The organism is Mycobacterium bohemicum DSM 44277 (assembly GCF_001053185.1).
Taxonomy (GTDB): Bacteria; Actinomycetota; Actinomycetes; order Mycobacteriales; family Mycobacteriaceae; genus Mycobacterium; species Mycobacterium bohemicum.
In genome coordinates this window covers 67984-89259 of record NZ_CSTD01000007.1, presented here as the reverse complement: position 1 = coordinate 89259, position 21276 = coordinate 67984, and the positions used below count along the sequence as shown (strand labels likewise).

The following is a 21276-nucleotide window of genomic DNA, read 5'->3' as shown; positions in this document are numbered from 1 at the left end:
CGGCTAGCCTTGGGGAACGTCCTACCGACGAGTAACTGGAGGAGGAGTTTCCCTCGTGAGTGACCCGATCCACGCGACCGGCGGGCAGGGCTCGTCGGGTTCGGTGCTGGGACCGCAACAACGCCGGGAGGCCTGGGAACGGCTGGGCGCAGAGCAGTTCGACGTGGTGGTCGTCGGCGGCGGCGTGGTCGGTTCCGGCTGCGCCCTGGACGCGGCCACCCGCGGGCTCAAGGTGGCGCTGGTGGAGGCGCGCGACTTCGCCTCGGGGACGTCGAGCCGGTCGTCGAAGATGTTCCACGGCGGGCTGCGCTACCTCGAGCAGCTGGAATTCGGGCTGGTGCGCGAGGCGCTCTACGAACGCGAGCTGTCCCTGACCACGCTGGCGCCGCACCTGGTCAAGCCGATGCCGTTCCTGTTTCCGCTGACCAAGCGGCTGTGGGAGCGGCCCTATGTCGCCGCGGGCATCTTCCTCTACGACCGGATGGGCGGCGCGAAATCCGTTCCGGCGCAAAAACACCTGACCCGTGCCGGGGCGCTGCGGTTGAGTCCCGGTCTGAAGCGGACGTCCCTGGTGGGCGGGATCCGCTACTACGACACCGTCGTCGACGACGCCCGGCACACCATGACGGTCGCGCGCACCGCCGCGCAGTACGGCGCCGTCGTGCGGTCGTCCACCCAGGTGGTTGCGCTGCTGCGCGAGGGCGACCGGGTGACGGGCGTGCGGGTGCGCGACTCCGAGAACGGCGCGATGACCGAGGTCCGTGGCCACGTCGTCGTCAACGCGACCGGCGTGTGGACCGACGAGATCCAGGCCCTGTCCAAGCAGCGCGGCCGGTTCCAGGTCCGGGCGTCCAAGGGCGTGCACGTGGTGGTGCCCCGCGACCGGATCGTCAGCGACGTCGCGATCATCCTGCGCACCGAGAAGTCGGTGATGTTCGTCATACCGTGGGGCAGCCACTGGATCATCGGCACCACCGACACCGACTGGAACCTCGACCTGGCCCACCCGGCGGCCACCAAGGCCGACATCGACTACATCCTCGGCACCGTCAACACCGTCTTGGCGACCCCGCTGACCCACGCCGACATCGACGGCGTCTACGCCGGGCTGCGGCCGCTGCTGGCGGGGGAGAGCGAGGAGACGTCCAAGCTGTCCCGCGAGCACGCCGTCGCGGTGCCGGCGCCCGGCCTGGTGGCCATCGCCGGCGGCAAATACACCACCTACCGGGTGATGGCCGCCGACGCGATCGACGCCGCGGTCCAGTTCGTCCCGGCCCGGGTGGCGCCGTCGATCACCAAGAAGGTGAGCCTGCTGGGCGCCGACGGCTATTTCGCGCTGATCAACCAGGCCGAGCACGTGGCCGCGGTGCAGGGCCTGCACCCCTACCGCGTGCGTCACCTGCTGGACCGCTACGGATCGCTGATCGGCGACGTGCTGGACCTGGCCGCCGGTGATCCGGAGCTGTTGCGCCCGATCAAGGAGGCACCGGGCTACCTCAAGGTCGAGGCGCTCTACGCCGTCACCGCCGAGGGGGCGCTGCACCTGGAGGACATCCTGGCGCGCCGGATGCGGATCTCGATCGAATACTCACACCGCGGCGTCGACTGCGCCCGCGAGGTGGCCGACGTGGTCGCGCCCGTCCTGGGCTGGAGCGCCGAGGACGCCGAGCGCGAGGTCGCCAACTACGCCGCGCGGGTCGAGGCCGAGGTCCTGTCGCAGGCCCAGCCCGACGACGTGTCGGCCGACGAACTGCGGGCCAGCGCGCCCGAGGCCCGCGCCGAGATCCTCGAGCCGGTGCCCCTCACTTGAGGCCCGCGCCCCTGCCGGTTCGCGACGGCCTTGGGCCCGCCCGGGTGCGGTTGCGCGGCGGCCCGGTGCTGGCCGAATTGACCGCGCGGTTCGGGGAGCCGGCGCGGTGCAAGGTGCTTTCGGGAGAGGTCGTCGACGCCGACGGCGCGGCGGTCGACGGGGCCACGGTCCTGCCCGCCGGGTCGCACGTGTACCTGTACCGCGATCTGCCCGACGAGGTTCCGGTGCCCTTCGACATCCCGGTGCTGCACCGCGACGCGGACGTCGTGGTGGTCGACAAGCCGCCGTTCCTGGCCACCATGCCCCGCGGGCGGCACGTCGCGCAGACCGCGCTGGTGCGGCTGCGGCGCGAACTGGGGTTGCCGGAGCTGAGTCCGGCGCACCGGCTGGACCGGCTGACCGCCGGGGTCCTGGTGTTCACCACCCGCCGCGAGGTCCGCGGCGCCTACCAGACGCTGTTCGCCCGCGGGCTGGTGTCCAAGACGTACCTCGCGCGAGCCGGCGGTGAGCCGGCGGTGACGCTGCCGGTGGTGATCCGCAGCCGGATCGTCAAGCACCGCGGCCGGCTGCAGGCGGTCTGCGAGCCGGGCGAACCCAATGCCGAAACGCTGGTGGAGAGGGTTTCCGGCGGCCTGTACCGGTTGACCCCCCGCACCGGGCGCACCCACCAGCTGCGGGTGCACATGGCGTCGCTGGGGTTGCCGATCGAGGGAGACCCGTTGTATCCCGACGTGATCGACGTTCCCCCCGATGACTTCGGCACGCCGCTGCGGTTGCTGGCGCAGCGTCTGGAGTTCGACGACCCGCTGACGGGAGAGCGGCGTGAGTTCGTCAGCCGCCGACCCGGGCCGTAGCCTGCCGATCCCGCAGGGGGTCGGCACCGGCTGGATGGATGTGCAGGGCATCCGCACCCGGGTGTACGAGGTCGATCCGGGCAACTCGCTCACCCCGCTTGTCCTGCTGCACGGAGCGGGCACCGACTCGGCGCTGGTGTCGTTCGGTTCCGTGCTGGGTTCGCTGGGGAGGCGCCGACGCGTCATCGCGCCGGACCTGCCGGGCTACGGCGACACCCAGTTCACCGCTTCCCCGTATTCCATTCCCTGGTACGCGGATTGGGTCGTCGACCTGATTCGCCGGCTCGGGTTTGATGGGGTCGATCTCGGCGGATTGTCGCTCGGGGGATGGATCACGCTCGAAGTGGCGATCGGTAACCCGGGCGTGGTGCGGCGCATCGTTCCGGTCAACCCCGGCGGCGTCAGCGAGACCGTGCGGTTCATGCGCACCGCCGAGTGGGTGGCCCACCACCCTTTTGTCAATCGGTACATGTATCGGTGGTACGGCCGGTGGGGGCGCGCGCTGGTCCGTCTGCAACTGCGGCAGATCATCGCGAACCCGACGTCGCTGACCGACGACCTGATCGACGCCGTCCTCCTGAACTGCCGGCGCCCCCATGCGGGAGAAGCGTTTTCGGCCACTCAGCGGTGGGCGTTCGGTCTTGGACGGCAGGGCCTGTCGCTCACCTCGCGGCTGTCGCAGGTCCGGGCCAAGACCTTGGTGTTGGCCGGGCGCAACGACAAGATCGTGCCGGTGGCGGACTCCGTCCGCGCCGCTGGGCTGGTTGGGGACGGGGAGGTCCGGGTTTTCGAGCCGTGCGGGCACTGGCTGGTGCGCGACTGTCCCGTCGAGTTCGTCGATGCGGTTGAGCGATTTCTGGATGGCGCCTGACGCGGGGACTTGTCGTACCGCGGTGGCATACTCGCACACATGTTCGAAGATGTGCGGGCGCGGTTCGATGAGCTGATCGAGCGGTGCTATCCGACGACGACGACCGAGTCGGCGGCGTTGGTGGGGCGCATCGGGGTGGCGGCGCGGGTGGAGAATCGGGCGGCGGCTGCGCAGTTGGTGGTGATGGGGGAGTTGTTCGCCTACCGGTTGTCGCGGTGTGCCGAGAGCGAGGACTGGGCGATCGACACCATGGAGGCGGTGGCGGCCGAGGTGGCCGCCGAGCTGCGGATCTCCCAGGCGTTGGCGGCCTCGCGGCTGCGGTATGCCCGGGCGCTGCGGGAGCGGCTGCCCAAGGTGGGGGCGGTGTTTTGCGCCGGGGACATCGATTTTCGGTTGTTCGCCACGATCGTGTATCGCACGGATTTGATCGAGGATCCCGAGGTGTTGGCGGCAGTCGATGCACGGTTGGCGGCGAATGTGGGGCGGTGGCCGTCGATGACGCGCCATCGGTTGGCCGGGCAGGTCGACAAGGTGGTGGCCATGCTCGATGCCGATGCGGTGCGCCGGCGGCAGCGGTTGCGCAGCGACCGGGAGGTGGCCCTCGATGATGTGGTGGGCGGGACCTCGCTGATCCGCGGCAGCCTGTTGACCCCCGACGCCCACGCCCTGGACCGGCGGCTGGACGCGTTGGCCGCCACGGTGTGTGCGCATGATCCGCGCGCGCACGCCCAGCGCCGCGCGGATGCCCTGGGCGCGCTGGCCGCGGGGGCCGATCCTGGGCTGCGGCTGCGGGCGCGCGGACTGCGCCGCGGGCGGGCGCAGACCGGCCTCACCGGTGGTGATTCATGTGATCGCCGAGCAGGCCACGATCGAGGGCAGCGGCACCGCGCCGGGCTCGCTGGTCGGTGCCGACGGGCTGATCACCGCCGACCTCGTCCAGGAACTCGCGGCCACGGCCACGCGGGTGCCGCTGGTGCATCCCGGTGATGCCCCACCCGAGCCGCGCTATACCCCGTCGACGGCGTTGGCCGAGTTCGTGCGGTGCCGGGATCTGACGTGTCGCTGGCCCGGCTGTGACGTGCCGGCCTGGGCCTGCGACCTCGACCACACCATCGCGCACGCCGAGGGTGGGCCGACCCATGCGGGCAACCTGAAGTGTTATTGCCGTACGCATCATTTGCTGAAGACGTTTTGGGGCTGGACCGAGAAACAACTGCCCGACGGCACCCTGATCCTGACCTCCCCGGCCGGGTGCACCTACGTGACCACCCCGGGCAGCGCGCTGCTGTTCCCCAGCCTGTGTTACGCGGTGGGCGGCATGCCCGCACCCGAGGCCGACCCCGCGCCCCCGGACTACTGCGACCAGCGCACCGCCATGATGCCCCGACGCCGGCGCACCCGCACCCAACAGCGCGCAGAGCGGGTCGCCACCGAACGCCGACACAACCGCCAAGCCCGCATGGCGCGCCAGGCCCAAGCCGTGAACCCCACCGGACCCGCCCCACCCCACACCGACGACGACCCACCACCCTTCTGAGTGGGACGCGAATTTGGCGCTGAGCTGGTCGTCGCCTAGACTCTAGGGGTTGCCTTGGGCAGACCTCGGCCGGTGCGTGCAAGCGTTATCGGCCCCGCGTGCCTTTCGGTGACAACTGCTTTTCAAGACCGCGCACGTCAGGCCGTGGGATTCATCCTGCCGTGCACACACGAAACCAGGTCAGGAGACCCGAGTGATTCAGCAGGAATCGCGGCTGAAGGTTGCCGACAACACCGGGGCCAAGGAGATCTTGTGCATCCGGGTGCTCGGCGGTTCGTCGCGACGCTATGCCGGCATCGGTGACGTCATCGTCGCCACGGTGAAGGACGCCATTCCCGGCGGCAACGTCAAGCGGGGCGACGTCGTCAAGGCCGTGGTGGTGCGCACGGTCAAGGAGCGCAGGCGTCCCGACGGCAGTTACATCAGGTTCGACGAGAACGCCGCGGTGATCATCAAGCCCGACAACGATCCGCGCGGCACGCGCATCTTCGGGCCGGTGGGCCGCGAGCTGCGCGAGAAGCGGTTCATGAAGATCATCTCGCTGGCCCCGGAGGTGCTGTAGATGAAGGTCCACAAGGGCGACACCGTCCTGGTCATCGCCGGCAAGGACAAGGGCGCCAAGGGCAAGGTTCTGCAGGCCTACCCGGACCGCAACCGGGTGCTGGTCGAGGGCGTCAACCGGATCAAGAAGCACACCGCGATCTCGACCAACCAGCGCGGAGCCCGCTCGGGCGGGATCGTCACCCAGGAAGCCCCGATCCACGTTTCCAACGTGATGGTGGTCGACTCGGACGGTAAGCCCACCCGGATCGGCTACCGGGTCGACGACGAAACCGGCAAGCGCGTCCGTATCTCCAAGCGCAACGGCAAGGACATCTGATGACGACGGCAGAGAAGGTTCAGCCCCGCCTGAAAGAGAAGTACCGCAGCGAGATTCGTGCCTCGCTGCAGAAAGAGTTCAACTACGCCAACGTCATGCAGGTGCCGACGGTGACCAAGGTCGTCGTCAACATGGGCGTGGGCGAGGCGGCCCGGGACGCCAAGCTGATCAACGGCGCGGTCAACGACCTGGCGCTGATCACCGGGCAACGGCCGGAGATCCGCCGGGCGCGAAAGTCCATCGCGCAGTTCAAGTTGCGCGAGGGAATGCCGATCGGCGTCCGGGTCACCCTGCGCGGGGACAGGATGTGGGAGTTCCTCGACCGACTCACGTCGATTGCGCTGCCCCGCATCCGCGACTTCCGCGGCCTGTCGCCCAAGCAGTTCGACGGACTCGGCAACTACACGTTCGGGCTGGGCGAGCAGTCCGTCTTCCACGAGATCGACGTGGACAAGATCGACCGGGTCCGCGGCATGGACATCAACGTCGTCACCTCGGCGACGTCCGACGACGAAGGACGAGCGCTGTTGCGGGCCCTCGGCTTTCCGTTCAAGGAGAACTGAGCAATGGCTAAAAAGGCACTGGTCAACAAGGCCGCGCGCAAGCCGAAGTTCGCCGTGCGCGGCTACACCCGCTGCAGCAAGTGCGGCCGCCCCCGCGCGGTCTTCCGCAAGTTCGGGCTCTGCCGAATCTGCCTGCGCGAGATGGCGCACGCGGGCGAACTGCCCGGCGTCCAGAAGAGCAGCTGGTGACAGGGGACTGACGATATGACGATGACCGACCCGATCGCAGACTTCCTGACGCGTCTGCGCAACGCCAATTCGGCGTACCACGACGAGGTGACCTTGCCGCACTCCAAGCTCAAGGCCAACATCGCCCAGATCCTCAAGAACGAGGGTTACATCAGCGATTACCGGACCGAAGACGCGCGGGTCGGCAAGGCGCTGGTCGTCCAGCTCAAGTACGGACCCAGCCGGGAGCGCAGCATCGCGGGGTTACGCCGGGTGTCCAAGCCGGGCCTGCGGGTGTACGCGAAATCCACGAACCTGCCGCGGGTTCTCGGCGGCCTGGGAGTGGCGATCATCTCCACCTCCTCGGGCCTGTTGACCGACCGTCAGGCCGCCAGGCAGGGCGTCGGCGGCGAAGTCCTCGCGTACGTGTGGTGAGGGGTTAAAAGATGTCTCGTATTGGTAAGCAACCGATTCCGGTCCCGTCCGGGGTCGACGTAACGATCGACGGCCAGAAGGTGTTGGTGAAGGGCCCCAAGGGCACGCTGGACCTGACGGTCGCCGAGCCGATCACCGTGTCGCGCAGCGACGACGGTGCGATCGTGGTCACCCGGCCCAACGACGAGCGGGAGAACCGCTCGCTGCACGGGCTGTCGCGCACCCTGGTGTCCAATCTGGTCACCGGTGTGACGCAGGGCTACGAGACCAAGATGGAGATTTTCGGCGTCGGCTACCGCGTGCAGCTCAAGGGATCCAACCTGGAGTTCGCGCTCGGATACAGCCACCCCGTGGTGATCGAGGCGCCCGAGGGCATCACGTTCGCGGTCCAGTCACCGACCAAGTTCACGGTGTCGGGCATCGACAAGCAGAAGGTCGGCCAGATCTCGGCGAACATCCGCCGCCTGCGCCGTCCCGACCCGTACAAGGGCAAGGGCGTGCGCTACGAAGGCGAGCAGATCCGCCGCAAGGTCGGAAAGACAGGTAAGTAGCCATGGCGCAAACACAAGCTGACACGGCTCGGAAGCCGGTGGGGCAGAGCGTATCCGCGGCCAGGCGGGTTTCCCGGCTGCGCAGGCACGCGCGGCTCCGCAAGAAGATCGAGGGCACGCCGCAGCGCCCGCGGTTGGTGGTGCACCGGTCGGCGCGGCACATCCACGTGCAACTGGTCAACGACGAGAACGGCACCACGGTGGCGGCCGCGTCGTCGATCGAGGCCGACGTGCGCGGCATGCAGGGCGACAAGAAGGCCCGCAGCGTGCGGGTCGGCCAATTGATCGCCGAGCGGGCCAAGGCCGCCGGCATCGACAGCGCGGTGTTCGACCGCGGCGGATACACCTACGGCGGACGGATCGCCGCGCTGGCGGATGCCGCGCGCGAGAACGGACTGCGATTCTGATGAACAACATCGGTCTGATGACAACTGGAAGGACCGCATAATGGCGGAACAGTCAGCCGGCGGCCCCGAGGCCCGCGGCGACAACCGCGACTCCCGCGGTGATCGCGGACGGCGCGATGGCGGCGGCCGCGGTGGCCGCGATCGCGACGGCGACAAGAGCAACTACCTGGAACGCGTGGTCGCCATCAACCGCGTTTCCAAGGTGGTCAAGGGTGGTCGGCGATTCAGCTTCACCGCCCTGGTCATCGTCGGCGACGGCAACGGCATGGTCGGCGTCGGCTACGGCAAGGCCAAGGAGGTGCCGGCCGCGATCGCCAAGGGCGTCGAGGAGGCGCGCAAGGGCTTCTTCCGGGTCCCGCTGATCGGCGGTACCGTCACCCACCCGGTGCAGGGTGAGGCGGCTGCAGGCGTGGTGTTGTTGCGCCCCGCCAGCCCCGGTACCGGCGTGATCGCCGGCGGCGCGGTGCGCGCGGTGCTGGAATGTGCCGGCGTGCACGACATCCTGGCCAAGTCGCTGGGCAGCGACAACGCGATCAACGTGGTGCACGCCACGGTGGCCGCGCTCAAGATGCTGCAGCGTCCCGAGGAGGTCGCGGCCCGTCGCGGCCTGCCGATCGAGGACGTCGCCCCGCCCTCGATGCTCAAGGCGCGCCGGGAATCCGACGCGCTGGCGAGTGCGGCGGCGGCGAGGGAGGCAAGCGCGCAATCATGAGTCAGCTGAAGATCACCCAGGTTCGCAGCACCATCGGCGCGCGCTGGAAGCAGCGCGAGAGCCTGCGCACCCTGGGCCTGCGGCGGATCAGCCACTCGGTGATCCGCGAGGACAACCCGCAGACCCGCGGCCTGATCGCCGTGGTGAGCCACCTCGTCCAGGTGGAGCCGGCCGAGGCGCAAGCCGGAGGTACTAGCAAATGACCATCAAGCTGCACGACCTGAAGCCCGCGCCCGGGTCCAAAAAGGCGCGCACCCGCGTCGGTCGCGGTGAGGGTTCCAAGGGCAAGACCGCGGGACGCGGCACCAAGGGCACCAAGGCCCGCAAGAACGTGCCGGCGACCTTCGAGGGCGGGCAGATGCCGATCCACATGCGGCTGCCCAAGCTCAAGGGCTTCCGTAACCGGTTCCGCACCGAGTACGCCGTCGTCAACGTCGGCGACATCAATCGGCTGTTCCCCCAAGGGGGTTCGGTCGGCGTCGACGAGCTGGTGGCCAAGGGCGCGGTCCGCAAGAACAGCCTGGTCAAGGTGCTCGGCGACGGCAAGCTGGCCGTGAACGTGAACGTGACGGCACACAAGTTCAGCGGCAGCGCCCGCGACAAGATCACCGCCGCCGGCGGATCGGTCACCGAGCTGTAGTCAGACCAGCCGCGGAATGACTTCCGCGGCAAGGCGTTCCATCTGCTCGCGGTTCTCCGCGACGCCTGCGTCGACGGGGTTGAGCAGCAGGTACTCGGCCCCGGCGTCGATCACCTCGCGCAGCCCGCGGGCCACGTCGTCGGGTGTGCCCGACACCGGGACGGCCTCGACCCCGGGCATCGTGCCGTAGATGCGCCGCAACCCGGCGAGCACCCGCTCGCGGGCGCGCGCCGCGTCGTCGTCGACCATCAGGTAGACGCGCTTGCCGATCGTGAAGCGCGCCGGGTCTTTTCGCTGTCGCTCGAGTTCGTGTCGCACGACGCTGACGGCCCCGGCGAACGCCTCGGTGGTCGACGACCCGGCACCCATGAACGAGTCACCGTGGCGCACCGCCCTGGCCAGCGCCTTGGGCGCCGACCCGCCGAACCAGATCGGGGGGTGCGGTCGCTGCACCGGCTTGGGCTGGATGGGAAGGCCGTCGACGTCGCGGAAACGGCCGTGGAACGTCACCCGCGGCTCGTCGGACCACGCCGCCTTCATCAGCTCGAGCCCCTCGGTGAAATACGAGATGTAGGAGGCTTGCTCGACGCCGAATGCGGCGAACCGGCGGGAACCGCCGCCGCTGCCGACGCCCACGTCGAGGCGCCCGTGGCTGAGCCGGTCGACCGCCGTCACCGACGAGGCCAACTGCAGCGGGTCGTGCAGCGACGTCACCAGCACGGCGACCCCCAGCCGCAGCCGCTCGGTGCCGGCCGCGCACCACGCCAGCAGCTCCAGCGGGGCCAGCAGCGGCGCCTCCCCGGCGATCTGCTCGAGCGCCCAGCCGCCCTCGAAGCCGAGTTCCTCGGCGCGGGCCAGGAAGGACCGCAGCCCGGCGGCGTCGAAGGTGTCGTAGTCGAATTGGGGAATGGCGATCGAATACCTCACCTGACCACCGTACGGTCGTTCGCCGGTACTGTCGCAGGTATGTTCGCATTGCTGCGCTCCCTACCCGGACTCAACGAGCTGCAGGCCCTGGCCGGCAGGGTCGACACCGCCCGCCACCACGGCGTGCCCAACGGTTGCGTGCTCGAGCTCGACGTGCGGACGGTCCCGCCGGAGACGACGGGCTTCGACCCGCTGGCGATCATCAGCGGCAGCCGGCCGATGACGCTGCGCGACACCGTCTCCGCGATCCACCGCGCCGCCGAGGACCCGCGGGTGGCCGGGATGATCGCCCGGGTGCAGTTGGCGGCATCGCCGCCCGGGGCGGTTCAAGAGCTGCGCGAGGCGATCGCGGCGTTCACCGCCGTCAAGCCGTCGCTGGCCTGGGCGGAGACCTACCCGGGCACGCTGTGCTATTACCTGGCTTCGGCCTTCGGCGAGGTGTGGATGCAGCCGGCCGGGACCGTCGGGCTGGTCGGGTTCGCCAGCAACGCCACGTTCCTGCGCGACGCGCTGGACAAGGCCGGAATCGAGGCGCAGATCGTCGCACGCGGCGAATACAAGTCGGCGGCAAACGTTTTCACCGAGCACGGCTTCACCGACGCGCACCGCGAGGCGGTCACCAGGATGCTGGAAAGCCTGCAGGAACAGGTGTGGCAGGGCGTGGCGCGCTCACGCGGGGTCGACGCGGCCGCGCTGGACGCGTTGGCCGACCGGGCGCCGCTACTGCGCGATGACGCCGTCGCCTCGGGACTGATCGACCGGATCGGATTCCGCGATCAGGCCTACTCGCGCATCGCCGAACTCGTTGGCGTGCAGAATCATTCGGAACGAAACTGCCCGCCCCTGCTCTATCTGACCCGCTATGCCGCGGCGTCGCGGCCGCGGTTGGCGCCGCCCGCACCGCCGGTTCCCGGTCGCCGCCCCAAGCCCACCCTCGCGGTGATCACGGTCGACGGCGCGATCGTCGGCGGGCGCGGCGGGCCGCAGATGTTGCCGATCGGCCCGTCTTCCGCGGGAAGCGACACCATCACCGCGGCGCTGCGGGAGGCCGCCGCCGACGATGCGGTGTCCGCCATCGTGCTGCGGGTGGACAGCCCCGGGGGCGCGGTGACCGCGTCGGAGACGATCTGGCGCGAGGTGGCGAGGGCCCGCGAACGCGGCAAGCCGGTGGTGGCGTCCATGGGCGGCGTCGCCGCCTCGGGCGGCTACTACGTCGCGATGGGCGCCGACGCGATCGTCGCCAACCCGGGGACGATCACCGGCTCGATCGGGGTGATCACCGGAAAGCTGGTGGTGCGTGACCTGCTGGAGCGCCTGGGCGTCGGGTCGGACACCGTGCGCACCCACGCCAATGCGGACGCCTGGTCGATCGACGCGCGGTTCACCCCGGAGCAGCGGGCGCACCGCGAGGCCGAGGCGGACCTGTCCTACCGCGACTTCGTCGAGCGGGCCGCCCAGGGCCGCAACATGACGACCGAGGCCATGGATCTCGTTGCGCGGGGCCGGGTCTGGACGGGCACGGACGCCCGCGAGCGCGGCCTGGTCGACGAGCTCGGCGGCTTCCGGACCGCGGTGCGCCGGGCCAAGGTCCTGGCGGGCCTGGACCCGGACACCGACGTGCGACTGATCCGCTATCCGGGTTCCTCGCTGCTGGACATGGTGCGCCCCCGGACCTCGTCGCAGCCCACGGCCGCGTCGCTGCCCGACGCGTTGGGCGGCCTGCTTGCCCGCACGGTGGCCGGAATAGTGGAAAACCTCGAGCGGTCGATGAGCGGCGCCAACGCGCTGTGGCGGGGCTCCTCGCGACTCTAGCCTCAGCCGGCGAGCCGGCCGCTGATGAAGATGATCTCGCCCAGCGGGTCGTCGTTCTCCGGGGCGGGCGCCTCGATCCCGTTGCGCCCGAACAACTCCGTCCGCGTGACGCCCTGCACGTCCCAGCCCTTGGCGCCCAGGTAGTCCAGCACGTGGTTGCGCTCGCCGGCGTAGACCAGGGATGCCATGTCGATGTCGAGCCCGCGCTCCCTGAAGGAACCGGACATCTCCCGGACCCGGTCGGCGTCGAAATCCACGATCCCGGGCACGAATTCGGTCGCGATCGTGCTGCCGGGCACGCTGAGGTCGGTGATGTTGTCGAACAGCCGGTCCTGCGCCTCGGGCGGAAGGTAGATCAGCAGGCCTTCGGCCAGCCAGGCGATCGGCGCGGCGGTGTCGATCCCGGCCGCCTTGAGCGCCGCCGGCCAGTCCGCGCGCAGGTCGATGGGGACGGTCCGCCGGGTGGCGGTCGGCTGGGCGCCGATGTCGGCCAAAGTCGTTGTCTTGAAATCGATCACCCGCGGCTGGTCGAGCTCGTAGACCACCGTGCCGGCCGGCCACGGCAGCCGGTAGGCGCGTGAATCCAGTCCGGAGGCGAGTATCACCGCCTGGCGAACGCCGGCGCCGGCCGCGTCGATGAAGTAGTCGTCGAAAAACCGTGTGCGCACGGCCATCCCGTCGATGATCGCCTGGCGGCGTTCCGGGGGAAAGTCCTCGACCGCCTCGACGTCGAAATCCCCGTCCATCATCTTGACGAACAACTCGATCCCGACCGCCCGGACCAGGGGTTCGGCGAAGGGATCGTCGATCAGGCCGCGGGGATCCTTCGTCGCCATGGCGCGCCCGGCCGCGACCATCGTCGCGGTCGCGCCCACACTGGACGCCAGGTCCCACTCGTCGTCGTGAGTGCGTGGCATGGGGGAACCCTACTTCAGCGTCGCGTCGACGTAGCTCAGGTCTCCGAAGGCCGCGGTGAGCTCCTCGGGGAACTCGAAGCCGTGCCGCTCGTACAGTTCCCGGGCGGGATGGGTCGTCACCCGCCAGCCGTGGCCGGTCAGGTAGTCGACGACGACGCTGCGCTCGCCCCGATAGAACAGGTCGGCGGCGTCGAGGTCGAAACCGGCGCGCTTCCACCGCTCGGTGATGGCCTGCAGGCGCTCGTCGGTGAAGGCGTTGGGGTCCGGCACGTGTTCGGTGGCCAGGCGACTGCCCGGCGCGCTGAGCGCGGTGATGTGGTCGAACAGGCGGTCCTGGGCGTCGGGCGGCAGGTAGGGCAGCAACCCCTCGGCGCTCCACGCGGCGGGCTGGGTCACGTCAAAGCCGCTGTCCCGCAACGCCGCCGGCCAGTCCTCGCGCAGGTCGATGCCGACCGCGCGCCGATCGGCGGTGGGCTGCGCGCCCAGCCCGGCCAGCGTCGTGGTCTTGAAGTCGATGACCCGCGGCTGGTCTATCTCGTAGACCACGGTGCCGGCCGGCCAGCGCAGCCGGTACGGCCGGGTGTCGAGGCCCGACGCGAGAATCACCGCCTGCCGTATCCCCTCGCCGGTGGCGCCGGTGAAGAAGTCGTCGAAGAACCTCGTCCGCACCGCGATCTGCTGAACCCGCGCCTTGCGGTTGAGCAGCGGGTCGTCCTCGAAAGAGGCGTCGCCGTCGATGATCCGGATGAAGGGGTCCAACCCCACGGCGCGCACCAGCGGGTCGGCCAGTGGATCGTCGAGCAGGGCGTCCGGTCCCTGCGAAGCCAGGGCGCGCGACGCCGCCACCATGGTGGCGGTCGCCCCGACGCTCGACGCCAGACCCCAGCTGTCCCCGTCCCTGCGGCCCTTACTCATGGGTGCCGCTGATGTAGAGCACGTCGCCCATGCGGGTGTCCTCGTCCGGCAGCGGGTCGAACCCGTTGGCCTCGAACAACTCCCGGATGCTGCTGGCCTGCAGCCGCCAACCTCGGTCGGCCAGGTACGCGCGGGCCTCGTTGCGGTCACCGAAGTACACCAGCCCCGCCATGTCGAGGTCGAAGCCGTGCGCGCGCCAGCGTTCGGAGATGGTCTGCATGCGCTCCTTCATCTTGGCCTCGTCGCCGGGCTCGGGAGTGGGGGCGCTCTCGGTGGCGAGCCGGCTGCCCGGCGCGCTGAGCTCGGTGATGGTGTCCAGCAGGCGGTCCTGGGCCTCCGGGGGCAGGTAGCCGAGCAGGCCCTCGGCGCTCCATGCCGACGGCTGTGCCGGATCGAAGCCGGCGGCGCGCAGCGCGGCGGGCCAGTCGTCGCGCAGGTCGACGGCCACCACCCGGCGGTCGGCGGTGGGGGCGGCGCCGAGCTCGGCCAGGGTGCGGGATTTGAACTCGATGACCGCGGGCTGGTCGACCTCGTAGACCACCGTGCCGGCCGGCCAGGGCAGGCGGTACGCGCGAGCGTCGAGCCCGGAGGCCAGGATCACCGCCTGCCTGATGCCCGCCTCCGTGGCGCCCAGGAAGAACTCGTCGAAGAACTTGGTGCGCACCGCCATGTTGTCGGCCATGCGGGACATGGCCCCGGCCGACCCGGGCGCGCCGTCGTGGACGTCGTTGAGTTCGGCGGGCTCCAGCTCGCCGCTGGCCAGCCGGGTGAGCAGGTCCACGCCGACCGCCCGCACGAGCGGCTCGGCGAAGGGGTCGTTGATCAGCGGCCGGTCGGCCCGGGTGGCCATCGCGCGGGCGGCGGCGACCATGGTCGCGGTCGCCCCGACGCTGGACGCCAGATCCCAGGTGTCGCCCTCGTACCTGGTCGAGGTCATGTTCATCCCCTGTTCGACGATCGGATACTTAGCCAATATAACAAGCTTCTACCACTGTACGCCGGGGCGCGGACGCGGCAACCTTGACTGATGGCGTACGCGGCGGCGGGCAAACGGGTGCTCATCACCGGTGCCTCGGCGGGCCTGGGAGCGGCGCTGGCCAGGCGGTTGGCCGCGCGGAACGCGGTGGTCGGCCTGATCGCGCGCCGCCGAGATCGCCTGGCCGAGGTGCTGGCCGAGTGCCGGCGGACCTCGCCGGCATCGGCCATGTGGGTGGCGGACTTGGCGGACACCCCGGCGCTATCGGGGCTGGCGCTGCGCGCATGGGACTCGCTCGGCGGCATCGACGTGCTCGTCAACAACGCCGCCATCCCGAAACGGCGCCCGGTCACGGCGCTGGAACCCGGTGAGGTCGAAGACGTCATGCGGGTCAACTTCTTCGCCCCGATGCGGCTGACGCTGGCACTGTTGCCGCGCATGCTGGCGCGGGGATCGGGCATGATCGTCAACGTGTCGAGCATCGGCGGCCGGCTGGGGCTCATCCACGAAACTGCTTACTGCGCAAGCAAGTTCGCGTTGTGCGGCTGGAGCGAGGCGATGGCCGTGGACCTGCACGGCAGCGGGATCGCGGTGAAGCTCATCGAGCCCGGAGCGGTCGACACCGAGATCTGGGACCAACCGGGCAGCGAGGAGCCGCTCTACCGGGGGCCCAAGGCGGCCGCCGACGAGGTCGCCGAAGGCGTCATCGAGGCCTTGGGCGCAGAAGGATTCGAGCATTACATCCCGGATCTACGAGCGGTCGTCGACGCCAAGAACGCCGATATCGACGCGTTCATCGCCGGTGCGGCGAGCCTCGCTAGCGGCGGGTCGCCGCAATGAGGGCCCTGGTCTATGGCGTGCCGCCCGAGCCCTTCGAGGTGCCCGCCGACGCCAACACGCTGACGCGCAACCTCGCCCGGACCCCGACCGCGCTTCGCGATGTGCCCGATCCGGCACTGCCGCACCGCGATTGGGTGCTCACCCGGCCGCGGCTCACCGGCATCTGCGGGTCGGACTCCAAGCAAATTCTGATGGACTTCGGCGAAGGCGACGCCGACAACGCCATGGCCGCCTTCTGCTCGTTTCCGCAAGTGATGGGTCACGAGGTGGTCGCCGACGTGGTGGCCATGGGCCCCGATGCGCGCGGGCTCGAGGTCGGGCAGCGGGTCGTGCTCAACCCGTGGCTGTCCTGCGGGCCGCGCGGCATCGAGCCGTTATGCCCCGCCTGCCGAAGCGGCGACTACAGCCTGTGCTGGAGCTTCACCGACGGCGACATCAAGCCCGGCATCCACACCGGCGTATCCGCCGACGTGACCGGCGGATACGCCGAACTGATGCCCGCCCACGACAGCATGCTGTTCGCCGTCCCCGACTCGATCCCCGACGAGGCGGCCGTGTTCGCCGACCCGTTCTCGGTGTCGCTGCATGCGATCACCCGCCACCCCCCGCCCCGCTCGGGCCGGGTCGTGGTCTACGGCGCCGGCTCGCTGGGGCTGTGCGCGGTCGCGATCCTGCGGGCGCTCTATCCCGATGTGGCCGTCGCCGTGGTGGCGCGCTTCGACGCCCAGGCGGAGTTGGCCCGCCGGTTCGGGGCCGCCGTAGTGCTGGCCCACGAACCGCGCCTGGCCGTCATCGAGGCGCTCGTCGCCTGGGGCGGCGGCCGGCTGCGTCAGCCGCTGCAGGGCCTGCCGATGGCGCACCCCGGGGCCGTCGACGTCGTCTACGACACGATCGGCAAGCCGGAGACCTTCGAGGTCGGTGTGCGGGTCCTGCGCTCGCGGGGCACGCTGGTGAAGGCCGGGGTCCACGCCCCCGGCCGTTGGGAGTGGAGCCCGCTGTACTTCAAGGAGATCGCTTTCGTCGGCAGCAACGCGTTCGGGTTCGAGGAGGTCGAGGGCCGGCGCCAGCACGCCATCGCGCACTACCTCGACCTGGCCGCCGCGGGCCGAATCGAGTTGCGCCCCATGCTGACCCACACCTTTCCGCTGGAGCAGTGGCGAAGCGCCTTCCTGGCGATCGCCGACCAGGGCGAGAGCGGTGCGGTGAAGGTGGCTATTGATCAGCGCCCTGGGCGCTAGTCGGCACGTTGCGCACCCCGTCGACTGCAATTTCGACGGCGCGTTCGGCGACGGCGCGGAGCTGTTCTGTGGTAGCGCCGTTCTGCAGGCACACGAGCGCAGCGGCGATCGCAGCACCCATGACCGAGCCGATGACGGCGGCTGCTGCCGCCAGGTCAACCGCGTCCGCGTAGGCCTGCTGCAGCGCGCGAGCGAGTCGAGCTTCGGCCAGAAAGTAGCGGTGCAGGGTGGCTGCTTGGACGGCGGGCACGGACATGATCATCGGGAGCCGCACCGCCGCCAGACCGCCGTCGACTTCCTCGATAAGTGCGTCGGCCAGCATGTGCTCCATTGCCGCCATAAGGACGTCAGCCATCTGATCATCAGGCGCGCGTTGCTCGATGAGGGCCACCGCGGCGTCGATCCTGCGTGACAGGTGGGGAAAGAGGACCTCATCCTTGCTCGCGAAGTAGTTGAAGAACGTCTTGGTGGAAACCCCAGCGGCAGCGGCGATCTCGGCGACGGTCGTCTGCTCGTAGCCTTTCTTCTCGAAAAGCCGCATGGCCGCGCTGATCAGCTTCTGCCTGGTCTGCTGGCGCTTGCGTTCGCGCAAGCCCACAGTGTTTGCCGTTGCCGTTCCTTCCTGAAAAGCTTATATTTGATGTAATATTACAGCGAGTGTAATCAATTCTTGGGTGGCTCGCCGGAGAGGACCGACCATGCAGCGGTTCGAGAACGCGGTGGCGATTGTCACCGGCGGCGGGATGGGTCTGGGCGAGGCGCTGTGTGAGGAACTGGGGCGTCAAGGAGCGACCGTCGTGGTCGCCGATGTCGACGGCGCCGCTGCGCACCAGGTAGCGGGGCGCCTGAAGCAGACCGGTGCACCGGCACGCGCCGTGCGAGTAGACGTGGCCAACGATGCTGAGGTGGCGCGGCTGATCGAGGGCGCGGTGGCCGAATATGGACGGGTCGACTACATGATCAACAACGCGGGCATCGCCATCGGCGGGGATTCTCGTGACCTCTCGATCCAGCAGTGGCGTCGTGTGCTCGATGTGGACTTGCTGGGTGTCGTGTACGGGACAGTGCACGCCTATCGCGTAATGGCGCGCCAAGGTCATGGACACATAGTCAACGTTTCGTCGCTAAGCGGGCTGGTTCCCCAGCCGGGCAATGTTCCCTATTGCACCAGCAAGCATGGGATCGTGGGGCTTTCGCTTTCGCTGCGGGCCGAGGGAGCAGACCTCGGGGTGAAAGTGAGTGTGGCATGTCCCGGCGATATGAGGACCAAAATCTACGACAACATGGTCGTGGTCAATATGCCGCGCGAGCAGGTGGTGACCTTGAGTCGACGCACCCATTACCTGATGCCGCAGATGAGCGCCGAGGCCGCCGCCCGCGCGATCCTCCGCGGTGTAGGACGTAACTCGCCAGTGATCGTGTTTCCGGCTGCGGTACGAGTCATTTGGCATTTGTACCGCCGGTTCCCGAGCCTGTTACACCGGATCAACATCCATCGCATGAGGCTGCTCCGCACCCTGCGGGCCGTCCCCGGCTGACGCGCCGCGCGCCCCCGAACGACGGCGAGTGTGCACTGGACGTCGTCGTCGCGGGGGAGTGTCGCGTCGCAAAGTTCACACTCGGCACGGCCCCTTGGTCAGCTGCCGCTCACAGGGGATCGAGGTCCAGCCAGCGGTCGACGTCGAATCCGTCGGCGACGGCGCGGATCGTCGCGCCACCGCGGCCGGGGTAGTGCGCGGGAATGACGGCGGCACCGGTCTGCGCGGCCTCGGTGAAGATCCGGCGGCGGGCGGCCGCGGCGGCCGGGGCGTCGATGTCGAAGGCGCAGGCGTCGGCGGGGCGGCGCAGCTGCAGCGGGCTGTGGGTGAGGTCGCCGACGAACGCCGCCGGCGCCCCCGCGTCCAGCCACAGCACCGAGGAGCCCGGCGTGTGCCCGGGGGCGGGTCGCAGCCGCAGCGACGGGCTGACCTGGTGGTCGCCCGACCATTCGACGAGCTGACCCGATTCGGCGACCGGCGCGACGCTGTCGGCGAACACGAGCTGGTCGCCGCGCTGCTGGGCCGCCTCGGCCTCGGTGCGCGGCGATCGCCTGGCCGCGGGGCCGTCGGGCTCGAAGTGGTGGTAGTCGGCCGCGGGCACGACGTAGCGGGCGTTGGGAAACGTCGGGACCCAGGTGTCGTTCTGCCGCATGGTGTTCCATCCGACGTGGTCGGAGTGGACGTGGGTGTTGACCACCACGTCGACCGCCTCGCGCTCGACGCCCGCCGCCCGCAGCGCCGCCAGGAACCCGGTGTTCAGGTGATCAAGCGGCGGCATGTGCGGGCGCGGGCGGTCGTTGCCGACGCCGGTGTCGACGACGACCGTCAGCCCGTCCACCTCGATGACCCAGCTCTGGATCGCGATGTGCCATTGGCAGGTGTCGGGGTCGTAGAAGCCCGGCACCAGCAGGTCGGCGTGGTCGCGCCACCCGGACTCGGGGGTATCGGCGAAAAGCCTTGCCGCCAGGTCGAATTGCAACTCCGGCACGCGCGTCACGGTCGCGCCACCGCACCGGAAACGGTGCATCAGGCGTGTTCGCGCAGGTAGCCGTACACCCCGGCGAAGTTGCGGTTCACGTCCGCCGGGATCGGCACCGGGCCGCCGAGGGCCCTTGCGCCCCAGACGATCTGGGCGGTCCGTTCGACCAGGGCGGTGATGTGCAGCACCTTGTCGGGACGCGGGCCGACGGCCACCAGGCCGTGGTTGGCGATCAGGGCGGCGCCCCGGCCCTCGAGCGCCGTGACCGCGTTGGCGCCCACCTCGGGGGTGCCGGACGCCGCGTACTCGGTGCACCGCACGTCCCCGCCGCAGTAGACGGCGAACTCGTCGATGCAGGCCGGGATCGGCTCGTGCGCGATGGCGAACATGGTCGCCCACACCGGATGGCTGTGGATGACGCTGCCGATGTCGTCGAACGCCCGGTAGCACGCCAGGTGGAGTTGCATCTCCGTCGACGGTGACCGGCCGTCGGCGGCGCGCAGCACGGCGCCGGCCGGGTCGACGAGCACTAGGTCGTCGAGCTGCATGTCGCGGTAGTCCACCGACGACGGCGTGATGACGATGTTCCCGTCGGGCCGCCTGGCCGAGATGTTGCCGGCGGTTCCCTCGACGAGGCCGCGGCGCAGCATGTCCTTGGCCGCGTCCAGTACGGCGGTTTCGGCGTTGTCTACAGACTTCATCTTCCCAGCACCTCCGGGTTGACGATATGCGCCGGCGTGCCGCCGGCCAGCAGGGCTGCCAGGTCGTCGGCCACCATCTGCGCCTGCCGGGCCTCGGTGTTCCAGGTGGCGCCGCCGATGTGCGGGGTCAGGACGACGTTGGGCATGCCCACGAGCGGGTGGTCGGTCGGCAGCCATTCCCCGGCGAAGTGGTCCAGCCCGGCGGCGGCGACCTTGCCGGCGCGCAGCGCGTCGACCAGCGCGTCGGTGTCGTGCAACTGCGCCCGGGCGGTGTTGAGGAAGACCGCGCCCTCGCGCATGGCGGCGAATTGCGCGGCCCCGATCATCCCGACGGTGTCGTCGGTGACGGGGGCGTGCAGCGAGACCACGTCGGCCTCGCTCAGCAGCTCGGAGAGGCCGTGCTCGGCCTCGTCGTTGTACGGGTCGTGCGCGATGACCCGCAGGCCCAGGCCGGACAGCCGCCACCGCGTTGCCCGGCCGACCGCGCCCAGGCCGACCAGACCGGCGGTCAGCCCCGCGATCTCCCAACCGCGGAACCGCTGATACGGGATGCTGCCGTCGCGAAACGTGTTGCCGCTGCGGACATCCGCGTCGGCGCTCAGCAGGTGACGCGTCGCGGCCAGGAGCAGGGCCACCGTCATCTCGGCGACCGCGTCGGCGTTGCGGCCGGGTGTGTTGAGCACCGGGATGCCCGCCGCGGTGGCTCCCGCGACGTCGACGTTATTGGGGTCGCCGCGGGTGGATGCCACGGCGATCAGCCCGTGGGCGAACACCGGTCCGCGCACCGAGTCGCTTTCCACCACAACGATTTCGGCGGACTCGTCCGCGATCCGCTCGGCCAGCTGCTCGGCGCTGTAGATGCGCAGCGGCCGCTGGTCTATCCAGGGGTCGTACACCACCTCGGCCAACTGCCGGAGCTTGTCGAACCCCGGGCCCCGCAGGGGCGCGGTCACCAGGGCGCGTGGTCTTGGCGTCACGAGTGCCAATGCTGGCGTACGGTGACGC

The 21276-nt window shown here is 69.9% G+C and carries 25 protein-coding genes and 1 pseudogene; 18 read left to right on the top strand and 8 right to left on the bottom strand.

Annotated elements, in window-relative coordinates:
* The first annotated feature begins 55 nt into the window (after nt 1–55).
* The 14 genes and pseudogenes from BN971_RS23610 (at nt 56) to rplO (ending at nt 9428) form a co-directional block, all read left to right on the top strand.
* On the top strand, nt 56–1810 hold the full coding sequence (locus BN971_RS23610; protein ID WP_085182116.1) for a glycerol-3-phosphate dehydrogenase/oxidase: 1755 nt from the start codon (nt 56–58) through the stop codon (nt 1808–1810).
* Nucleotides 1807–2664 (top strand): pseudouridine synthase, encoded by an 858-nt coding sequence (locus BN971_RS23605; protein ID WP_085182115.1) that lies wholly within the window; start codon nt 1807–1809, stop codon nt 2662–2664. The genes BN971_RS23610 and BN971_RS23605 overlap by 4 nt, the downstream gene beginning before the upstream one ends.
* On the top strand, nt 2633–3535 hold the full coding sequence (locus tag BN971_RS23600; RefSeq protein WP_085182114.1) for an alpha/beta fold hydrolase: 903 nt from the start codon (nt 2633–2635) through the stop codon (nt 3533–3535). The genes BN971_RS23605 and BN971_RS23600 overlap by 32 nt, the downstream gene beginning before the upstream one ends.
* A gap of 39 nt (nt 3536–3574) precedes the next feature.
* A pseudogene (locus tag BN971_RS23595) lies at nt 3575–5072 on the top strand (HNH endonuclease signature motif containing protein).
* Nucleotides 5073–5265: 193 nt separating this feature from the next.
* Nucleotides 5266–5634: a 50S ribosomal protein L14 gene (gene rplN / locus BN971_RS23590; protein ID WP_085179181.1), complete on the top strand. Its 369-nt coding sequence runs from the start codon at nt 5266–5268 to the stop codon at nt 5632–5634.
* Nucleotides 5635–5952, top strand: a complete 318-nt coding sequence (gene rplX, locus BN971_RS23585) for a 50S ribosomal protein L24 (RefSeq protein WP_065145034.1) — start codon at nt 5635–5637, stop codon at nt 5950–5952. It begins immediately after the preceding gene.
* Nucleotides 5952–6515 (top strand): 50S ribosomal protein L5, encoded by a 564-nt coding sequence (gene rplE, locus BN971_RS23580; RefSeq protein ID WP_085179180.1) that lies wholly within the window; start codon nt 5952–5954, stop codon nt 6513–6515. The genes rplX and rplE overlap by 1 nt, the downstream gene beginning before the upstream one ends.
* A 3-nt stretch (nt 6516–6518) precedes the next feature.
* Nucleotides 6519–6704 carry a type Z 30S ribosomal protein S14 gene (locus BN971_RS23575; RefSeq protein ID WP_011739072.1) on the top strand — a complete coding sequence of 62 codons (186 nt, stop codon included), beginning with the start codon at nt 6519–6521 and terminating at the stop codon, nt 6702–6704.
* 15 nt (nt 6705–6719) lie between these two features.
* On the top strand, nt 6720–7118 hold the full coding sequence (gene rpsH, locus BN971_RS23570; RefSeq protein ID WP_085179179.1) for a 30S ribosomal protein S8: 399 nt from the start codon (nt 6720–6722) through the stop codon (nt 7116–7118).
* A gap of 11 nt (nt 7119–7129) precedes the next feature.
* Entirely contained in the window at nt 7130–7669 is a 540-nt protein-coding gene (gene rplF / locus BN971_RS23565; RefSeq protein ID WP_085179178.1) for a 50S ribosomal protein L6, read from the top strand.
* 38 nt (nt 7670–7707) lie between these two features.
* Nucleotides 7708–8076 carry a 50S ribosomal protein L18 gene (gene rplR / locus BN971_RS23560; RefSeq protein WP_085179177.1) on the top strand — a complete coding sequence of 123 codons (369 nt, stop codon included), beginning with the start codon at nt 7708–7710 and terminating at the stop codon, nt 8074–8076.
* A gap of 40 nt (nt 8077–8116) precedes the next feature.
* Nucleotides 8117–8788, top strand: coding sequence for a 30S ribosomal protein S5 (rpsE, locus tag BN971_RS23555; protein WP_085179176.1), 672 nt, complete (start codon nt 8117–8119; stop codon nt 8786–8788).
* On the top strand, nt 8785–8991 hold the full coding sequence (gene rpmD, locus BN971_RS23550; protein WP_085179175.1) for a 50S ribosomal protein L30: 207 nt from the start codon (nt 8785–8787) through the stop codon (nt 8989–8991). Before rpsE ends, rpmD begins: the two co-directional genes overlap by 4 nt.
* Complete coding sequence (rplO, locus tag BN971_RS23545) at nt 8988–9428, top strand: 50S ribosomal protein L15 (protein WP_085179174.1); 441 nt, start codon at nt 8988–8990, stop codon at nt 9426–9428. The genes rpmD and rplO overlap by 4 nt, the downstream gene beginning before the upstream one ends.
* On the opposite strand, the gene BN971_RS23540 is transcribed toward rplO, so the two are convergent.
* Nucleotides 9429–10355, bottom strand: coding sequence for an LLM class flavin-dependent oxidoreductase (locus BN971_RS23540; RefSeq protein ID WP_085179173.1), 927 nt, complete (start codon nt 10353–10355; stop codon nt 9429–9431). It lies immediately after the preceding gene.
* 39 nt (nt 10356–10394) lie between these two features.
* Between BN971_RS23540 and sppA the strand changes: the two genes are divergently transcribed.
* Nucleotides 10395–12167: a signal peptide peptidase SppA gene (gene sppA, locus BN971_RS23535; protein WP_085179172.1), complete on the top strand. Its 1773-nt coding sequence runs from the start codon at nt 10395–10397 to the stop codon at nt 12165–12167.
* 2 nt (nt 12168–12169) lie between these two features.
* Here sppA and BN971_RS23530 read toward each other — a convergent pair whose 3' ends face one another.
* From BN971_RS23530 to BN971_RS23520, 3 genes are read right to left on the bottom strand one after another with little or no spacing between them, the layout of a single operon-like run.
* A complete protein-coding gene (locus tag BN971_RS23530; RefSeq protein ID WP_085179171.1) occupies nt 12170–13084 on the bottom strand; it encodes a class I SAM-dependent methyltransferase in 915 nt (304 codons plus the stop codon).
* A 9-nt stretch (nt 13085–13093) separates the two neighbouring features.
* Entirely contained in the window at nt 13094–13999 is a 906-nt protein-coding gene (locus tag BN971_RS23525; protein ID WP_085179170.1) for a class I SAM-dependent methyltransferase, read from the bottom strand.
* Nucleotides 13992–14936, bottom strand: coding sequence for a class I SAM-dependent methyltransferase (locus tag BN971_RS23520; protein ID WP_085179474.1), 945 nt, complete (start codon nt 14934–14936; stop codon nt 13992–13994). The genes BN971_RS23525 and BN971_RS23520 overlap by 8 nt, the downstream gene beginning before the upstream one ends.
* Nucleotides 14937–15026: 90 nt before the next feature.
* On the opposite strand from BN971_RS23520, the gene BN971_RS23515 reads away from it, so the two are divergent.
* Nucleotides 15027–15815: an SDR family NAD(P)-dependent oxidoreductase gene (locus tag BN971_RS23515; RefSeq protein WP_085179169.1), complete on the top strand. Its 789-nt coding sequence runs from the start codon at nt 15027–15029 to the stop codon at nt 15813–15815.
* Entirely contained in the window at nt 15812–17053 is a 1242-nt protein-coding gene (locus BN971_RS23510; RefSeq protein WP_085179168.1) for a zinc-dependent alcohol dehydrogenase, read from the top strand. Before BN971_RS23515 ends, BN971_RS23510 begins: the two co-directional genes overlap by 4 nt.
* On the opposite strand, the gene BN971_RS23505 is transcribed toward BN971_RS23510, so the two are convergent.
* Nucleotides 17028–17651, bottom strand: a complete 624-nt coding sequence (locus BN971_RS23505) for a TetR/AcrR family transcriptional regulator (protein ID WP_085179167.1) — start codon at nt 17649–17651, stop codon at nt 17028–17030. The genes BN971_RS23510 and BN971_RS23505 overlap by 26 nt on opposite strands.
* Before the next feature lie 100 nt (nt 17652–17751).
* On the opposite strand from BN971_RS23505, the gene BN971_RS23500 reads away from it, so the two are divergent.
* Entirely contained in the window at nt 17752–18591 is an 840-nt protein-coding gene (locus BN971_RS23500; protein ID WP_085179166.1) for an SDR family NAD(P)-dependent oxidoreductase, read from the top strand.
* 109 nt (nt 18592–18700) lie between these two features.
* On the opposite strand, the gene BN971_RS23495 is transcribed toward BN971_RS23500, so the two are convergent.
* Genes BN971_RS23495 through BN971_RS23485 form a run of 3 tightly spaced genes read right to left on the bottom strand, consistent with a single transcriptional unit; the run spans nt 18701 to nt 21248 of the window.
* Nucleotides 18701–19618: an MBL fold metallo-hydrolase gene (locus BN971_RS23495; protein ID WP_090350653.1), complete on the bottom strand. Its 918-nt coding sequence runs from the start codon at nt 19616–19618 to the stop codon at nt 18701–18703.
* Nucleotides 19618–20271: an L-fuculose-phosphate aldolase gene (locus BN971_RS23490; protein ID WP_085179164.1), complete on the bottom strand. Its 654-nt coding sequence runs from the start codon at nt 20269–20271 to the stop codon at nt 19618–19620. Before BN971_RS23490 ends, BN971_RS23495 begins: the two co-directional genes overlap by 1 nt.
* Entirely contained in the window at nt 20268–21248 is a 981-nt protein-coding gene (locus tag BN971_RS23485) for an NAD(P)-dependent oxidoreductase (protein WP_085179163.1), read from the bottom strand. The genes BN971_RS23490 and BN971_RS23485 overlap by 4 nt, the downstream gene beginning before the upstream one ends.
* Between the last annotated feature and the right edge of the window lie 28 nt (nt 21249–21276).

Excerpts from the sequence above, each read along its gene's own strand:
- rplX (WP_065145034.1), top strand. The coding sequence starts at position 5,635 with ATGAAGGTCCACAAGGGCGACACCGTCCTGGTCATCGCCGGCAAGGAC.
- rplE (WP_085179180.1), top strand. The coding sequence starts at position 5,952 with ATGACGACGGCAGAGAAGGTTCAGCCCCGCCTGAAAGAGAAGTACCGC.
- BN971_RS23575 (WP_011739072.1), top strand. The coding sequence starts at position 6,519 with ATGGCTAAAAAGGCACTGGTCAACAAGGCCGCGCGCAAGCCGAAGTTC.
- rpsH (WP_085179179.1), top strand. The coding sequence starts at position 6,720 with ATGACGATGACCGACCCGATCGCAGACTTCCTGACGCGTCTGCGCAAC.
- rplF (WP_085179178.1), top strand. The coding sequence starts at position 7,130 with ATGTCTCGTATTGGTAAGCAACCGATTCCGGTCCCGTCCGGGGTCGAC.
- rpsE (WP_085179176.1), top strand. The coding sequence starts at position 8,117 with ATGGCGGAACAGTCAGCCGGCGGCCCCGAGGCCCGCGGCGACAACCGC.
- rpmD (WP_085179175.1), top strand. The coding sequence starts at position 8,785 with ATGAGTCAGCTGAAGATCACCCAGGTTCGCAGCACCATCGGCGCGCGC.
- rplO (WP_085179174.1), top strand. The coding sequence starts at position 8,988 with ATGACCATCAAGCTGCACGACCTGAAGCCCGCGCCCGGGTCCAAAAAG.
- sppA (WP_085179172.1), top strand. The coding sequence starts at position 10,395 with ATGTTCGCATTGCTGCGCTCCCTACCCGGACTCAACGAGCTGCAGGCC.
- BN971_RS23530 (WP_085179171.1), bottom strand. The coding sequence starts at position 13,084 with ATGCCACGCACTCACGACGACGAGTGGGACCTGGCGTCCAGTGTGGGC.
- BN971_RS23525 (WP_085179170.1), bottom strand. The coding sequence starts at position 13,999 with ATGAGTAAGGGCCGCAGGGACGGGGACAGCTGGGGTCTGGCGTCGAGC.
- BN971_RS23520 (WP_085179474.1), bottom strand. The coding sequence starts at position 14,936 with ATGACCTCGACCAGGTACGAGGGCGACACCTGGGATCTGGCGTCCAGC.
- BN971_RS23515 (WP_085179169.1), top strand. The coding sequence starts at position 15,027 with ATGGCGTACGCGGCGGCGGGCAAACGGGTGCTCATCACCGGTGCCTCG.
- BN971_RS23510 (WP_085179168.1), top strand. The coding sequence starts at position 15,812 with ATGAGGGCCCTGGTCTATGGCGTGCCGCCCGAGCCCTTCGAGGTGCCC.
- BN971_RS23500 (WP_085179166.1), top strand. The coding sequence starts at position 17,752 with ATGCAGCGGTTCGAGAACGCGGTGGCGATTGTCACCGGCGGCGGGATG.
- BN971_RS23495 (WP_090350653.1), bottom strand. The coding sequence starts at position 19,618 with ATGCACCGTTTCCGGTGCGGTGGCGCGACCGTGACGCGCGTGCCGGAG.
- BN971_RS23490 (WP_085179164.1), bottom strand. The coding sequence starts at position 20,271 with ATGAAGTCTGTAGACAACGCCGAAACCGCCGTACTGGACGCGGCCAAG.